We start from the raw sequence: 14,064 nt of genomic DNA on the forward strand, positions 1-14,064 counted from the left end.
TGCAGGACACCGTCGAGCCTACGGTGACAGGGCATCCCACACCACCGCCCGCTCCCTGGAGGAGCCATGCCCTCACCTGCCCTCGACCCGGTCCCGGCGCCCACCGCGCCCGCCCTGAGACGCTCCACCCTGCTCGCCCTGTGCGCCTGCGTCCTGGTCGCCCAGAGCATGGTCGCCGCGATCAACCTCCTGATCCCGCAGCTGAGTTCGTCGTCGCTGCACCCCTCGTCCAGCGAGCTGCTGTGGACGGTCGACGCGTACGTCATCGTCTTCGCCTCCCTCCTCATCCCGGCGGGCGCGCTCGGTGACCGCCACGGTCACAAGGGCGCTCTGCTCACCGGCCTGGGCCTGTTCGCCGCGGGTGCCGCCACCAGCGCCCTCGCCCAGGACCCGGCGCTGCTCGTCGCCGGGCGGGGCGTCTCCGGGGCCGGGGCCGCGCTGATCACCCCGGCGACCATGTCGATCCTGATGCGTCTGGCGGGTCCCGGGGGCCGGGCCCGGGCGATGGCCTCCTGGACCCTGGCGATCGGACTCGGCGGCATGCTGGGCAACCTGGGCGGCGGTCTGGTGGGCCAGTTCCTCACCTGGCGCGCCCTGTTCGTCCTGATGGTCCCGCTGGCCGCACTGCTCGCCGGGACGGTCGCCCTCACCACCCCGCGCACGGACCGCGCCCCGCGACAGCGACTCGCCCCGCTCGGCACCCTGCTGCTCACGGCGGGTCTGGTGGCCACCCTGTTCGGCATCATCGAGGGCCCGGTCCATGGCTGGACCTCGCCGCGCATCCTGACCGCCTTCGCGGCGGGCGCGGTCCTCCTCGCCGCCTTCACCGCGCACTCCCTGCGCTCCCGCGCCCCGCTCCTCGACCCCCGCCTGTTCGCCTCGCCGAGGCTGCGCTCCACGACCCTCGGCATGGCGACCGGCTTCTTCGGCCTGTTCTCCCTCTTCTACGTCAACTCGCAGTACCTGCAAGGCGTGAAGGGCTACGGCCCCGCCCTCGCCGGGGTCGCGATCCTGCCGCTGATCGTCGGCATGGCGGTACTGCCGAGACTGGCCGCGCGCTGGTCCGGTCACCCCATGCCGGTCATCGCCGGCGGACTGGCCCTGATCGGCCTCGGTCTGCTCGGCGCGTCCACCGTGGACGCCGGCACGCCCTACGCGCTGTACGCCTGCTGGCTGCTGGTCATCTCGGCCGGCACCGGACTGTCCATGCCCGCGCTCACCCTGGGCGTCGCCACCGCGCTCCCCCCGCACCGGGCGGGCCTCGCCTCGGGCCTCGGCACCTCCGCCCGCGAGATCGGCGCGGCCCTCGGGGTCGCCGTCACCGGCACGGTCCTGGCCTCCCGTCCCGACCTCGCGCACGGCATGGGCCCGGCCCTGCGCACGGTGGCCCTGCTGGTGCTGGCAGCCACGGTGCTGGTGGTGGCCGGTCACCGGGAGCGGTCCGGAGAGTCACGCACTATCGCGTTCGACGGGAAACGAGTACTATCGCGTTCGGTTCGCCGCTGAGGCGGGCCGCCTCAACCACCCCCGCCCGCGCTCCAGTTGACCCGAGGAGCCGCTGTGCCCTTCCTGCTGAACCCGGTCGTCGGACTGATGATGATCCGTGGTGTCGTCACCGAGACCGAACCGATCGCGGACCGGATGCGCCGGGTACGTGTCGAAGGCGACGGCCTCGCAGGGCTCGACATCCGCCCCGAGCAACAGGTGCGCGTCCTGGTCGGGCGCTGTCCGACCCGTCGGCTGCGGGGAGGCCGAGACGCCCGTGGGCCGTCTACCGGGCGTACCCGCCGGTCGGCTCCCCTGTCCGGTGGGGATGCGTGGACCGTACGGCGGTTGGCGGTGCGGGAGTTGGGCCGGGCCAAGCCGTGCCGGGCGTCGGGGAGACGGGGTCCGGAGCTGCGGCTCAGCGGCACTCCGTGTCCGTCGGGCAGAAGGAAGCCAGCGCCCTGGTGAGCGGTTCGCGCACGCGAGCGGGGGCGAGGGCGGCGGGGCCGGTGGCGCGGATCGCGTACAGCGTGCCGTCGGCGGCCTGGAAGCGGTGGTCGACGACCTGGCGGGCGCCGAGGTCCGAGTCGTCGTAGCGGTAGGCGAGTTCGGCCCAGGTGGTGCCGGAGGCGCGGTCGAGGACCTGGTAGCCCGGCTGGCGCGCGAAGCCGTAACCGGGGTCGTTCTCGGCCAGGTCCAGGGACTGGGCCGGGGTGTCCTCCGCGATCCGGAAGATCTGGAGCCGGCGACCGTCGGCGGGGGCGTCGTAGACCACCACGGGAGCGGCCTGGCCCTGCTTCTCGGTGCGGGTCCAGCCCCGGGGCACGTCGACGCGGTAGCCGACGGGGTCCTGGGTGCGGCGGTATCCGGTGGCCGGGGAGGACAGCGGCGACGGGGTCGCGCCGGACGAGGGCGGGGAGGGCGAAGTGGAGGCCGGTGACGCGGACGAGGCGGAGGACGGCGACGAGGACGACGTGGCCGTGACCTTCGGGGCCGGGCCCGCCCCGGAGCGGGAGCCGAGGGAGGTGTCCCGGAGGAGGAACCAGACGCCGGCGCCGACCGCGACCCCGACCAGGACGGCCACCGTGAGGGCGGCGAACACCCGCCGGACCCGGTGGGGCGCGGGACCCGGGGGAACCGGCACCGGCGAGGTCCACGGCGGAGTGGGCGGGGCCGTCCCCCAGCCGGGCGCGAGCGGCGAGGCCTGGGTCGGCGCCGCGGCCCACGGCGGCGCGACCTCCTGGTCCCGGGGCGGCACGAAGGAGGTCTGCGTCTCGGCCGAGGCCCACGGCGGACGCTCCCCCGCCCGCGCTTCGGCCGACGCCCACGGCGGCCGCTCCCCCGCCCGCGTCTCCCCCGAGCTCCAGGCCGCCCGGCCTCTCTCCTCGCTCGGTTCGTGCTCCGCTCCGGAACCGGAGCTGTAGCCGTTCCAGCCGTTCATCGCGCATCCCCCCGTATCACCCCACCGGGTAAGGCTTCGACCGTAGGGCGAAAAACGGCCACGGGCCCCGTTCCGGAAGGAACCGGAACAGGGCCCGTGCAGGCTCGTGACAGAGCCGTCGAGAAGACTCGGCGTGGAGCGGGTCAGATGAGGCCGAGCGCGCGGACCGCCTCGCGCTCCTCCTCCAGCTCCTTCACCGACGCGTCGATGCGGGCGCGGGAGAACTCGTTGACGTCCAGGCCCTGCACGATCTCGTAGGAGCCGTCCTTCGTGGTGACCGGGAAGGAGGAGATCAGGCCCTCCGGGACGCCGTAGGAGCCGTCCGACGGGATGCCCATGGAGGTCCAGTCGCCGTCCGCGGTGCCGTTGACCCAGGTGTACACGTGGTCGATGGCGGCGTTGGCGGCGGAGGCGGCGGAGGACGCGCCACGGGCCTCGATGATCGCGGCGCCGCGCTTGGCGACGGTCGGGATGAACTCCTCGGCCAGCCACTTCTCGTCGTTGACGGTCTCGGCGGCGTTCTTGCCCGCGACCGTGGCGTGGAAGATGTCCGGGTACTGGGTGGCGGAGTGGTTGCCCCAGATGGTCAGCCGCTTGATGTCGGCGACCGAGGTGCCCGTCTTCTTCGCGAGCTGGGTCAGCGCGCGGTTGTGGTCCAGGCGGGTCATGGCGGTGAAGCGCTCGGCCGGTACGTCCGGGGCGGCGGCCTGGGCGATCAGCGCGTTGGTGTTCGCCGGGTTGCCGACGACCAGGATCTTGACGTCGTCCGCGGCGTGGTCGTTGATGGCCTTGCCCTGCGGCTTGAAGATGCCGCCGTTGGCCTCCAGGAGGTCACCGCGCTCCATGCCCTTGGTGCGGGGGCGGGCGCCGACGAGCAGACCGACGTTGGTGCCGTCGAAGGCGACGTTCGGGTCGTCCGTGATGTCGATGCCCTGAAGGAGCGGGAAGGCGCAGTCGTCGAGCTCCATGGCGGTGCCCTCGGCCGCCTTGAGCGCCGGGGTGATCTCCAGGAGGCGGAGCTTGACCGGCACGTCCGCGCCGAGCAGCTGGCCGGAGGCGATGCGGAAGAGCAGGGCGTAACCGATCTGGCCGGCCGCGCCGGTGACGGTGACGTTCACGGGAGTGCGGGTCATGGCGTTCTCCGTATGACAGCTGGCGGTGGGGCGTCCCTGCCCCGGACGTTTGATCGATCTCTCGGCATCAAGAGATCCACCGGTCAGGCTATCGCGCATCCGGTGACCCGAACGTCCGGGTCGGTGTGGCCCACCCCACAGGGCCCCCTACGGAGAAGGCGGCCGCCCGTCCGGGAGGGGGGGGACGGAAGCGGCCGCCGTATGGGGGTACCGGTGTCCGGACTCCCGTGGGGGTAGTTCTCGCGTGCCCGGGATTCAACAACCCATGCACACGCCGAGAAGAATTGCTCAGTCGGTGCACCCCCGCTGCCCGGAAGCCAGCGTCACACACGCCTTCGCCTCCGCCGCGTCCTTCACCGCGACCATCGGCGTGTAGGCGATCGTGTCCCCCACCTCGGTGATGCTCCCGCTCTGCTCGGCCACCTTGCCCGCGGTCACCTCGACCTTGTCCCCCTGGCCCGCCTGAGTGACGCGCCCCCAGGCCGCCCCGCAGGTCTCGCTGTACCGCACCTCGACCACGGCCGCCCCCACCGTCGCGGTCTTGGCCGTCGTCACCAGGTTCCCGCTGCACCCCATCGCCTCGGCGTCCTTCCCGGTGCACCCGGCCCCGCTGCACTTCACCCCGGCGGGCAGCGGGACGGACGCGGTGGGGGACGGCGACGGGGACTTCTCGGCCCCCTGCTTCTTGTCCCCTCCCGGGTCGATCAGGAAGAACACGGCGGCGACCACGACCAGCACCCCCACGACCCCCGCGAGGAACATCGTCAGCCGCCGCTTCCCGCCGGAGCCGGAGCCACCGGACCCCCCGGAACCGGAGCCACCGGGCCCCCCGCTCCCCGGCCGCGCCTGCGGCTGGTCGTACGGCCCGGGCGCCCCCGGCGTCCACCCCGGCCCGTCGGCCGAGACGGGCGCCGCGGCGGCGGCCGTACGTCCCGAAGAAGCCTGCGACGGGCCCTGATATCCGGCCACGCCCCAGGAGTTGGCGGACGGAGAGGCGCTGTCGGCCTCCTGCGGAGTCGGCTGCGGCGGCACCGTGGGCGCGACCCCCGCGGGCCCCGCCACCCCCGGCGTCGCCGTCGCGCTGCCGCTCTTGCGGGCCGCCTTGCCGCTCTTGGCCGGCGCGGGCGGCGCCCCGAACTCGCCGAGCGCGGCCCGCGCCTGGGAGATCCGGATGGCCTCCATGGTCATGTCGTGCCGCATCTCCGAGCGGCTCCAGGCGCGTTCGGCCAGCTCCCACATCGTGGTCAGGTGAATGGGATTGGTGCCGGTGACCTCGGCCAGGGCGACGATCGCGCCCTTCGGCGCGAGCAGCCGGCCGTTCAGATAGCGCTCCCAGGACGTCTTGCTGTAACCCGTGCGGTCGGCGACGGCCGCGATGCTCAGGCCGCTGCGGTCCACGAGCCGCCGCAGCTGGCTCGCGAACTCCCTGACCTGCGGATCCATGTCGTCCGGCAAGGCCTTCCAACGAGGCATTGCTCCCCCCTCTTTCCCCCCGGTCGGTGCTGTGGTGCTCACGTGCGCTGCAAGGATCTCAGCTTTTCGGGCACGGGCGCACGGGTGCATCGGCAAGTTCGACACGTTATCGGGGCTGTCGAACGGTGCTGTATCAAAAGCGCAAACTTGTCAATACATCGTCACACGAGGAACACATCGGAAATAACGCCCGTCACGGCAGTTCCCGGCTCACCCAGAGACCACGGCCCCGACGACCCCGACCGCCAGCAGAAGCGCGAGCAGCAGTACGGCGGCCAGCAGCAGCCGGTTCATCCCGCCGGGTTCCTCCCGCGGCGGCTCGTCCCACCACGGCAGGGTCGGGTCGTCCTCGTACTGCTCGCTCCCCGAGGCGGGCGGCGGGGCCGGGGACGCCGGCCGGGGCCAGGCCTGGACCGCGAGTTCCCAGCGCACGGTGAGGCGTTCGGCGTCGGTGCCCTCGAGACCGGCGATCCGGCACAGGGCGGCGACGGCCTGGCGGGGCGGCGGCTGGGTGGCGTTGAGATAGCGGTGCCAGGAGGACTTGCTGTAGGCGGTGCGGGCGCCGAGGGCGACCAGGCTGAGCCCCGTGCGGTCCTTGAGCCGCCTGAGCTGCTCCACGAAGTGCCGCACCTCCGGCGGCAGATCGTCGGGCAGCGGCTGCCAGCCACTCATCGCCCACCTCCACGCCGTCCTCACCTGCTTCCAGGCAGTTGACGACGTCAGAGGCCGGATCGGTTCCTGGCCGCGGGGCGGTTGTGGCAGGTCACTCACACCGTGCCGGAACCGTCACCGCTGTGCCACAGCGGACCGACAGCGGTTGAACGGCCCGCTCGCACCGCGGGAGGCTGAAGCGCGACGGCGGTCCGTCCCTCATCGGGGGAGGGGACGGACCTCCGGCCCCTCCCGCGCGGGGATCAGCTGTTGGTGACCGTGAAGTGCAGGGTGTCCTTGAGGAACGGGATCACCAGCCACGGGTCCGGCTGCACCATCATCGCCAGCAGCACGATCGCGGTGCCGAGCACGCCGTAGGTCGCGATGTCGGTGAACCGGGAGCGCACGGCGAGCATGCCGACGTCCGGCAGCAGCCAGCGCAGCACCGCACCGGCGAGCAGGGCCAGGCCGATCAGGAGCGTGCCGACGCGGAACCGGTCGAGGGCGGTCAGCAGCAGTCCGAGACCGACCGCGGCCAGCACGGCGAGCACCGGCCACTGCCGGGCGGGCGCCGGCGCGTCCCGCGGCGCGGCCCGGCCACCGCCCTCGGGCCGCGCGGTGTCCCTGGTGAACAGCGGAAACCGCCGAGTGGCGCGCCGCGGCCGCCCGTCGACGTCGGGCGCGCTGATCGCATCCCGTACGACGATCCCGGCCTGCTCCTCGGGATCCTCCGCGGCGTTCACGTCGTCGGAAGCGGGCGCCGAGGTGTCCGCCGCGGCACGCTCACGGTCCTCGTCGGCCTCGGCGACCCGCGCCTGTGTCCCGTCCACCGTCCGCGCCTCCGCACGCTGCTGCCCGGCGCCCCGGGACTCCACGCCCGGCCGCCGTTCCGGCTCCCCCGTCTCAGGCGACACCGCGCTCCGCCGCCTCGACCACGTTGACGAGCAGCTGGGCCCGGGTCATCGGGCCGACGCCGCCGGGGTTGGGGGAGATGAAGCCGGCGACCTCGGCCACCCCGGGGTGGACGTCTCCGACGATCTTGCCCTCGGCGTTGCGGGAGACACCGACGTCGAGGACGGCGGCGCCCGGCTTCACGTCCTCGGGGCGGATCAGGTGGGCGGAGCCGGCCGCCGCGACGATGATGTCCGCGCGCTTGAGGTGCGACGACAGGTCCCGCGTGCCGGTGTGGCACTGGGTCACCGTCGCGTTCTCGCTGCGCCGGGTGAGCAGCAGCGGCATCGGGCGCCCGATCGTCACGCCACGGCCGACGACCACCACCTCCGCGCCCTTGATCTCGACGCCGTAGCGGCGGAGCAGGGTGAGGACGCCGTTCGGCGTGCAGGGCAGCGGCGCGGGCTCGTTCAGCACCAGCCGCCCCAGGTTCATCGGGTGCAGTCCGTCCGCGTCCTTGTCCGGGTCCATGAGCTCCAGAATGCGGTTCTCGTCGATGCCCTTGGGCAGCGGGAGCTGGACGATGTACCCGGTGCACGCGGGGTCGGCGTTGAGTTCGCGGACGACCGCCTCGATCTCCTCCTGCGTGGCCGTCTCCGGCAGCTCACGCTGGATGGAGGCGATGCCCACCTCGGCGCAGTCGCGGTGCTTGCCGGCGACGTACTTCTGACTGCCGGGATCGCTCCCGACGAGGATCGTGCCGAGGCCGGGCGTGACGCCCTTCTCCTTCAGCGCCGCCACGCGGGCGGTCAGATCGGACTTGATCGCGGCTGCGGTGGCCTTGCCATCGAGAATCTGGGCGGTCATGTGCCCATCCTCCCGGATGACCGGCCCCCGGTTCCAATCAGGGTTCCAATCCGGGTTGCACTTGCACAACACATCGCAATGCGCCTGGACAACCGCTCTCCTCTCCTAGAACGATGGAGGGCGCTGTAACGCGGCTGATGTTCGGGGGGCATACCGCTCTTTTCGTGACGTTCCTCCGCACAATTCCGCAACGTCCCCTTTGCGTTCACGGAGGATTCCCACCATGAGTTTCGGCTCGCCCAACAACCCGTACGAACAGCCGCAGAACCCCCAGCAGCCGCAGCCCGGTTACGGCTACCCCCAGCAGCAGCCCCAGCAGCCCGGTTACGGCTACCCGCAGCAGGCCCCGCAGGGCGTCCCGCCGCAGCAGGGCTACCCGCAGCAGCCCGGTTACGGCTACCCGCAGGCGCCGCAGGTCCCGGCCTCCGCCTACGGCTACCCGCAGCAGCCGGGGTACGGCGCCCAGCCGCCGTACGCGAGCTGGGGCCGGCGTTTCGCGGGCACCCTGGTCGACGGGCTGGTCTTCCTGGTGCCCTACATCCTCGTGGGCGTCGGCGCGGCCAACAAGACGGCGGCCCTGGTGATCATCGGTTACCTCGTCATCATCGGCCTCGCGATCTGGCTGCTCATCATGGAGGGCCGCACCGGCCAGACGGTCGGCAAGAAGGCGCTCAACATCCGCCTGGTGCGGGAGTCCGACGGCCAGCCCCTCGGCGTCGGCATGGCCTTCGTCCGCCGTCTCGCGCACTTCCTGGACAGCCTGGCGTGCTACCTCGGGTGGCTGTGGCCGGCCTGGGACGCCAAGCGTCAGACCTTCGCCGACAAGGTCTGCTCCACCATCGTCATCCGTACGAACTGAGTTCCACCGCATCTCGACCGACGGCCGGCGGCCGTGTCGCCGCCTCGCCACCTCTCCCCGGGGCCGTGTCACACCGTGACACGGCCCCGGGGCGTTGTCCGGCGGTGTTCCCTCCGTATCCCGGCGCTCCCCGGTGACGGGGCGATAGCCTCTCGTCAGCCAACTGGCGTGACCGGAGAGCATGTTGTGGACAGAAGAGGCAGGTCGGGGGAACCGTGACAGACACACCGACGGCCGGTGACACCGCCCTGCGGCAGGTCGGCGCGGCCCCGCTGCTGCCCACCGATCCCGCCCGCATCGGACCGTACGCCCCGCTCGGGCTGCTCGGCAGCGGCGGCATGGGCCGGGTCTACCTGGCCCGGCACGCCGACGGCAGCCCGGGACTCGCCGCCGTGAAGGTGATCCGGCCCGAGTACGCCGAAGGGCCGGACTTCCGGCGGCGGTTCGAGCGGGAGGCCGCCGTGCACGGGCGGGTCCGCACACCCCGCGCACCGCATCTGCTCGGCACCGGGTTCGACGACGCGCTGCTGTGGATGGCGACCGAGTACCTGCCCGGCCTCACCCTCGTCGACGCCGTACGCGAGTGCGGGCTGATGGAACCGGCCGGGGTGTGGCGCCTGGTGGCGGAACTCGGCGAGGCCCTGTCGGCGCTGACCGCCGCCGGGGTCGTGCACCGGGACCTCAAGCCGTCCAACGTGATCCTGTCCCCGCGGGGCACCCACGTCATCGACTTCGGCATCTCCCGCGCGGCCGACAGCAGCGCGATCACCACGACCGGCAACCGGGTCGGCACGGCCGCCTACATGGCGCCCGAGTATCTGCGCGAGGGCCGCTGCGACGCCGCCTCCGACGTCTTCTCGCTGGGCTGCACCCTCGTCTACGCCGCCACCGGGCACGCCCCCTTCGGCGACGGAACCGGCGTGGACGTCATGCACCGGGTCGCCTTCGAGGCGCCCGACGCCGAGGTCATGGCCGAACTGGCGGAATCGGACCCCGCGCTGGCCTCGCTGCTGGCCGCCTGCCTCGCCAAGGACCCCGCCGGGCGCCCCACCCCGGGACAGCTGACGGCCGCCGCCACGGCCGCCGGGCACGGCCGCGCCGCCCACTGGCAGGAACCCCTCGCCGCCCGGCTCCGCGAGCGGCAGCAGGGGTGCGCGGTGCTGGCGGACCTGCCCACGGGGAGCAGTCACTTCCGCACCCCGACCCAGCCGGTGCTCTCACCGGCATCGGCGTCCACCGGGAACGGCCCCCGCAGAAGGCCCCTCCTGGTCGGCGTCGCGGGCCTCGCCGTCGCGGCGGTGGCCGTCGGCGCCTTCCTGCTCACCCGCCCCGACACCCCGGCCGCGGCCGCCCCGTCGGACACCACGGGCGTCAGCGCCTCCGCGACACCGACCTCCGCCCCGCCCACCGCCTCCGCCTCGCCCTCCGGCAAGGAGAAGAAGGAGAAGGAGGAGGACGAGAAGAAGAAGGACGACAAGGGCAAGGGCACGGAACAGAAGGACCCCGCCGACGAGCCGGCCGCCACCCCGTCCGCGACCACCACCCCCAACGGGGGCGCGAAGGGCGGGGGTTCCGGCGGCGCCCCCGCCCCGACCGCCACCGCCACGGTCACCAGGACCACCGCTCCCCCGGCCACCCCCGCCTGGATATCCGGCTGCACCTACTACTCCGGCACCGAACTCACCGACTACGGCGACAAGGGCCAGCGGGTCGTGCAGGTGCAGTGCATGCTCACCAAGCGCGGCTACAGCGTGGGCGGTTCGGGCGTGGACGGCGAGTTCGGCAGGGACACCCAGGCGGCGGTCAAGCAGTTCCAGAGCGCCAAGGGCCTGGAGGTGGACGGCCAGGTGGGGCCCAACACATGGGCGGCGCTACGCAGTTCCACGTAGCGCCGCCAGGCCGGTGTTCCGGTTCCGTCAGTGGAAGAAGTGCCGCGTCCCCGTGAAGTACATGGTGACGCCGGCCTTCTTCGCGGCCTCGACGACGAGTTCGTCACGGACCGATCCGCCCGGCTGGACGACCGCCTTCACACCGGCCTCCAGGAGGACCTCCAGGCCGTCCGGGAAGGGGAAGAAGGCGTCCGAGGCGGCGTACGAGCCCTGCGCGCGCTCGGCACCGGCCCGCTCGACCGCGAGCTTCGCGGAGTCGACGCGGTTGACCTGGCCCATGCCGACGCCGACCGAGGCACCGTCCTTGGCGAGCAGGATCGCGTTGGACTTGACGGCCCGGCAGGCCCGCCAGGCGAAGGCCAGCTCGCCGAGCTCGTCCGCGCTCAGCGCCTCACCGGCCGCGAGGGTCCAGTTGGCCGGGTCGTCGCCCTCGGCCTGGAGGCGGTCGGTGACCTGGAGGAGCGCGCCGCCGTCGATGGGCTTGACCTCGGCGGGGTGCGCGGGCGCGGCCGGGGCCTTCAGGACACGGATGTTCTTCTTCTTGGCGAGCGCCTCCAGGGCGCCCTCCTCGTAGTCCGGCGCCACGATGACCTCGGTGAAGATCTCGGCGACCTGCTCGGCCATCTCCTTGGAGACCGGCCGGTTGACCGCGATCACGCCGCCGAACGCCGACAGCGGGTCACACGCGTGTGCCTTGCGGTGCGCCTCGGCGACGTCCGAACCGACCGCGATACCGCAGGGGTTGGCGTGCTTGATGATGGCGACGGCCGGCTCGGCGTGGTCGTACGCGGCACGGCGGGCGGCGTCCGTGTCCGTGTAGTTGTTGTACGACATCTCCTTGCCGTGCAGCTGCTCGGCCTCGGCGAGACCGACACCGCTGCCGTCGACGTAGAGCGCGGCGGGCTGGTGCGGGTTCTCGCCGTAGCGCAGAGTGCTCTTGCGCTCCAGGGCGGCCGCGATGAAGTCGGGGAACTGCGACTCGTCGGCGGGGGCGTAGGCGCTGGCGAACCAGCTGGAGACCGCGATGTCGTACTCGGCGGTGTGCCGGAACGCCTCGGCGGCGAGCCGCTTGCGGGTGGCGAGGTCGAAGCCGCCGTCCTTGACCGCGGCCAGAACGTCGGCGTAGCGCTCGGGGCTGGTGACGACGGCGACCGAGGGGTGGTTCTTGGCGGCGGCGCGCACCATGGACGGGCCGCCGATGTCGATCTGCTCGACGCACTCGTCGGGGCTCGCGCCGGAGGCGACGGTCTCGCGGAACGGGTAGAGGTTCACGACGACGAGGTCGAACGGCTCCACACCGAGCTCCGCGAGCTGCTCGCGGTGGCTGTCGAGCCGCAGGTCGGCAAGGATGCCGGCGTGCACGCGCGGGTGCAGCGTCTTGACCCGGCCGTCCAGGCACTCGGGGAAGCCGGTGAGCTCCTCGACCTTGGTGACGGGGACGCCGGCGGCGGCGATACGGCCGGCGGTGGACCCGGTGGAGACGAGCTCGACGCCCGCCTCGTGCAGGCCGCGCGCGAGGTCCTCGAGGCCGGTCTTGTCGTAGACGCTGATGAGCGCCCGGCGAAGGGGCCGCTTGTTCTCGGCGGTCACTGGATAACTACCTTTCGTCCCTCAATGCGATAGCCGTTGCGGGCGAGCCGCCCCACGACCTCGACGAGCAGCCTTCGCTCGACTTCCTTGATGCGCTCGTGCAGAGCGCTCTCGTCGTCCTCGTCCCGGATCTCCACCACGCCCTGGGCGATGATCGGTCCGGTGTCGACGCCGTCGTCGACGAAGTGGACGGTGCAGCCGGTGACCCTGGCCCCGTACGCGAGCGCGTCACGGACGCCGTGGGCGCCGGGAAAACTGGGCAGCAGCGCGGGGTGGGTGTTCACGAACCGCCCACCGAAGCGGGCGAGGAACTCCTTGCCCACGATCTTCATGAACCCGGCGGACACCACGAGGTCGGGTTCGTGCGCGGAGACGGCCTCGGCGAGGGCGGCGTCCCACTCCTCACGGCTCTCGAAGTCCTTGACCTTGCACACGAAGACCGGCAGCCCCGCCCGCTCGGCCCGGGCCAGCCCCTCGATGTTCTCGCGGTCGGCGCCGACGGCCACGATCTCGGCACCGTAGGCCTGTGCGCCGGTCTCCTCGATGGCGTCCAGCAGGGCTTGGAGGTTCGTACCGGATCCGGAGACCAGCACGACCAGGCGCTTGACCGGCCTGGCCTGCTCGGCCACGGGCTTGGCGGCCACGGCGGGGCCCTTTCTCGAAGGAGGGTCTTCTCACGGCCGACGCTTTGCAGCTTCGGACGCTTTGTACCTTCGTACGAATGCTTCGGGCCCGGGGATACGGGGAAGCCTACGAAGCGGCCGACCGTCAGCAACGATACCGGCACACCGGACGGCCCCCGTGGGACGGGGGCGTGGCCGGAAGGTAGCGTCTGCACGGAGCCGGTCCGGGAACGCGGGTGGTGTGCGGTGCGTTCACGGGGTGACGGCTCACGCCGGACTTCACGTACTCGACGGACTCCAAGGGGAAGACGCTCACTTGATGTCGGACCGCAGCCTGCGACTCCTCACGCTCCCCCAGCAGTCGGTGCAGGGAGGGGAGCGCAGCGGCATGCTGCTGCGGGAGCAGCCCGCGTCGCCGCCGGACGCCCCTTCCTCCGACAAGTCCTCCGGCAACTCCTCAGGCATGTCTTCCGGCAGGAAGAACGGCGAGGGGCAGGGCGGTGCGGCCGAGGAGGACAACCCGTTCGCCCCGCCACCGGAGGGGTCCCCGGACCGCCCGTGGCAGCCCCGGCGGCCCGAGGGCCCGGAGGGGTCGGAGGGTTCCCAGGGCGGGCAGGGTGAGGGCGGTGGCGGCTACACCCCGTGGGGCAGCCAGTGGAGCGACCGCCAGCCGGGCCGCTCCGACGGCGGCTTCGGGCAGCGCCCGGGCGTGAACCCCGGCCCCGGCCAGGAAGGTCAGGGCAACACCGGATCCGGCCCGCGCTGGGACCCGACGGACCCGGCCCAGCGCCGCGCTCGCTACGCCCTGCTCTCCGGGATGTGGGCCTTCTTCTTCGTCCTCTTCGGCTGGCAGCCCGTGGGGCTGCTGCTGGGCGCCCTGGCCATGAACTGGGGCATCAGCGCCCTGCGCGCCAAGCCCCGCACCCCGGACCCGAACACCCCGGCCCCGCCCCAGTCCGCGCGCCCCCAGACCACGGCGGCGGTGACCGGCCTGGTCACCGCCTCCCTGGCCATCGCCTTCGTGGCGGCGAGCTTCACCCTGAGACTCGTCTACGACGACTACTACACCTGCGCCAACGACGCCCTCACCAACCAGGCCCAGCAGTCCTGCGCGAAGCTGCTCCCGGAGAAACTCCGGGGCCCGATGGGCGCCGAGGACTGA

The 14,064-nt window shown here is 72.7% G+C and carries 12 protein-coding genes; 4 read left to right on the forward strand and 8 right to left on the reverse strand.

Annotation, left to right across the window (positions count from 1 at the left end):
* Window positions 1-66: 66 nt before the first annotated feature.
* Window positions 67-1,506 (forward strand): MFS transporter, encoded by a 1,440-nt coding sequence (locus OHN19_RS16340; RefSeq protein ID WP_330264904.1) that lies wholly within the window; start codon window positions 67-69, stop codon window positions 1,504-1,506.
* A 397-nt stretch (window positions 1,507-1,903) separates the two neighbouring features.
* On the opposite strand, the gene OHN19_RS16345 is transcribed toward OHN19_RS16340, so the two are convergent.
* From OHN19_RS16345 to OHN19_RS16370, 6 genes are all read right to left on the reverse strand, one after another.
* Window positions 1,904-2,926: a hypothetical protein gene (locus OHN19_RS16345; protein ID WP_330264905.1), complete on the reverse strand. Its 1,023-nt coding sequence runs from the start codon at window positions 2,924-2,926 to the stop codon at window positions 1,904-1,906.
* Window positions 2,927-3,069: 143 nt separating this feature from the next.
* Window positions 3,070-4,059, reverse strand: a complete 990-nt coding sequence (locus OHN19_RS16350) for a malate dehydrogenase (protein WP_330264906.1) — start codon at window positions 4,057-4,059, stop codon at window positions 3,070-3,072.
* A gap of 288 nt (window positions 4,060-4,347) precedes the next feature.
* Complete coding sequence (locus OHN19_RS16355) at window positions 4,348-5,532, reverse strand: DUF2690 domain-containing protein (RefSeq protein WP_330264907.1); 1,185 nt, start codon at window positions 5,530-5,532, stop codon at window positions 4,348-4,350.
* Window positions 5,533-5,742: 210 nt separating this feature from the next.
* Complete coding sequence (locus tag OHN19_RS16360; RefSeq protein ID WP_330264908.1) at window positions 5,743-6,204, reverse strand: helix-turn-helix transcriptional regulator; 462 nt, start codon at window positions 6,202-6,204, stop codon at window positions 5,743-5,745.
* A 242-nt stretch (window positions 6,205-6,446) separates the two neighbouring features.
* Window positions 6,447-6,926, reverse strand: a complete 480-nt coding sequence (locus OHN19_RS16365; protein WP_330269633.1) for a DUF3017 domain-containing protein — start codon at window positions 6,924-6,926, stop codon at window positions 6,447-6,449.
* 160 nt (window positions 6,927-7,086) lie between these two features.
* Complete coding sequence (locus tag OHN19_RS16370; protein WP_123762605.1) at window positions 7,087-7,941, reverse strand: bifunctional methylenetetrahydrofolate dehydrogenase/methenyltetrahydrofolate cyclohydrolase; 855 nt, start codon at window positions 7,939-7,941, stop codon at window positions 7,087-7,089.
* 223 nt (window positions 7,942-8,164) lie between these two features.
* Here OHN19_RS16370 and OHN19_RS16375 point away from each other — a divergent pair, with 223 nt between their 5' ends.
* Window positions 8,165-8,800: an RDD family protein gene (locus OHN19_RS16375; protein ID WP_330264909.1), complete on the forward strand. Its 636-nt coding sequence runs from the start codon at window positions 8,165-8,167 to the stop codon at window positions 8,798-8,800.
* Window positions 8,801-9,015: 215 nt separating this feature from the next.
* Complete coding sequence (locus OHN19_RS16380) at window positions 9,016-10,689, forward strand: serine/threonine-protein kinase (protein WP_330264910.1); 1,674 nt, start codon at window positions 9,016-9,018, stop codon at window positions 10,687-10,689.
* A 27-nt stretch (window positions 10,690-10,716) separates the two neighbouring features.
* Here the strand turns inward: OHN19_RS16380 and purH are convergent, their stop codons facing one another.
* Together purH and purN are read right to left on the reverse strand one after the other, a co-directional pair.
* On the reverse strand, window positions 10,717-12,279 hold the full coding sequence (purH, locus tag OHN19_RS16385; RefSeq protein WP_330264911.1) for a bifunctional phosphoribosylaminoimidazolecarboxamide formyltransferase/IMP cyclohydrolase: 1,563 nt from the start codon (window positions 12,277-12,279) through the stop codon (window positions 10,717-10,719).
* The gene (gene purN / locus OHN19_RS16390) at window positions 12,276-12,923 is read right to left on the reverse strand and encodes a phosphoribosylglycinamide formyltransferase (protein ID WP_330264912.1); all 648 of its coding nucleotides are present in this window, start codon (window positions 12,921-12,923) and stop codon (window positions 12,276-12,278) included. The genes purH and purN overlap by 4 nt, the downstream gene beginning before the upstream one ends.
* A gap of 298 nt (window positions 12,924-13,221) precedes the next feature.
* On the opposite strand from purN, the gene OHN19_RS16395 reads away from it, so the two are divergent.
* The gene (locus OHN19_RS16395; protein ID WP_330264913.1) at window positions 13,222-14,064 is read left to right on the forward strand and encodes a hypothetical protein; all 843 of its coding nucleotides are present in this window, start codon (window positions 13,222-13,224) and stop codon (window positions 14,062-14,064) included.

Source organism: Streptomyces griseorubiginosus (assembly GCF_036345115.1).
Taxonomy (GTDB): Bacteria; Actinomycetota; Actinomycetes; order Streptomycetales; family Streptomycetaceae; genus Streptomyces; species Streptomyces griseorubiginosus_C.

Excerpts from the sequence above, each read along its gene's own strand:
- OHN19_RS16360 (WP_330264908.1), bottom strand. The coding sequence starts at position 6,204 with ATGAGTGGCTGGCAGCCGCTGCCCGACGATCTGCCGCCGGAGGTGCGG.
- OHN19_RS16350 (WP_330264906.1), bottom strand. The coding sequence starts at position 4,059 with ATGACCCGCACTCCCGTGAACGTCACCGTCACCGGCGCGGCCGGCCAG.
- OHN19_RS16370 (WP_123762605.1), bottom strand. The coding sequence starts at position 7,941 with ATGACCGCCCAGATTCTCGATGGCAAGGCCACCGCAGCCGCGATCAAG.
- OHN19_RS16395 (WP_330264913.1), top strand. The coding sequence starts at position 13,222 with ATGTCGGACCGCAGCCTGCGACTCCTCACGCTCCCCCAGCAGTCGGTG.
- OHN19_RS16340 (WP_330264904.1), top strand. The coding sequence starts at position 67 with ATGCCCTCACCTGCCCTCGACCCGGTCCCGGCGCCCACCGCGCCCGCC.
- OHN19_RS16355 (WP_330264907.1), bottom strand. The coding sequence starts at position 5,532 with ATGCCTCGTTGGAAGGCCTTGCCGGACGACATGGATCCGCAGGTCAGG.
- OHN19_RS16345 (WP_330264905.1), bottom strand. The coding sequence starts at position 2,926 with ATGAACGGCTGGAACGGCTACAGCTCCGGTTCCGGAGCGGAGCACGAA.
- OHN19_RS16375 (WP_330264909.1), top strand. The coding sequence starts at position 8,165 with ATGAGTTTCGGCTCGCCCAACAACCCGTACGAACAGCCGCAGAACCCC.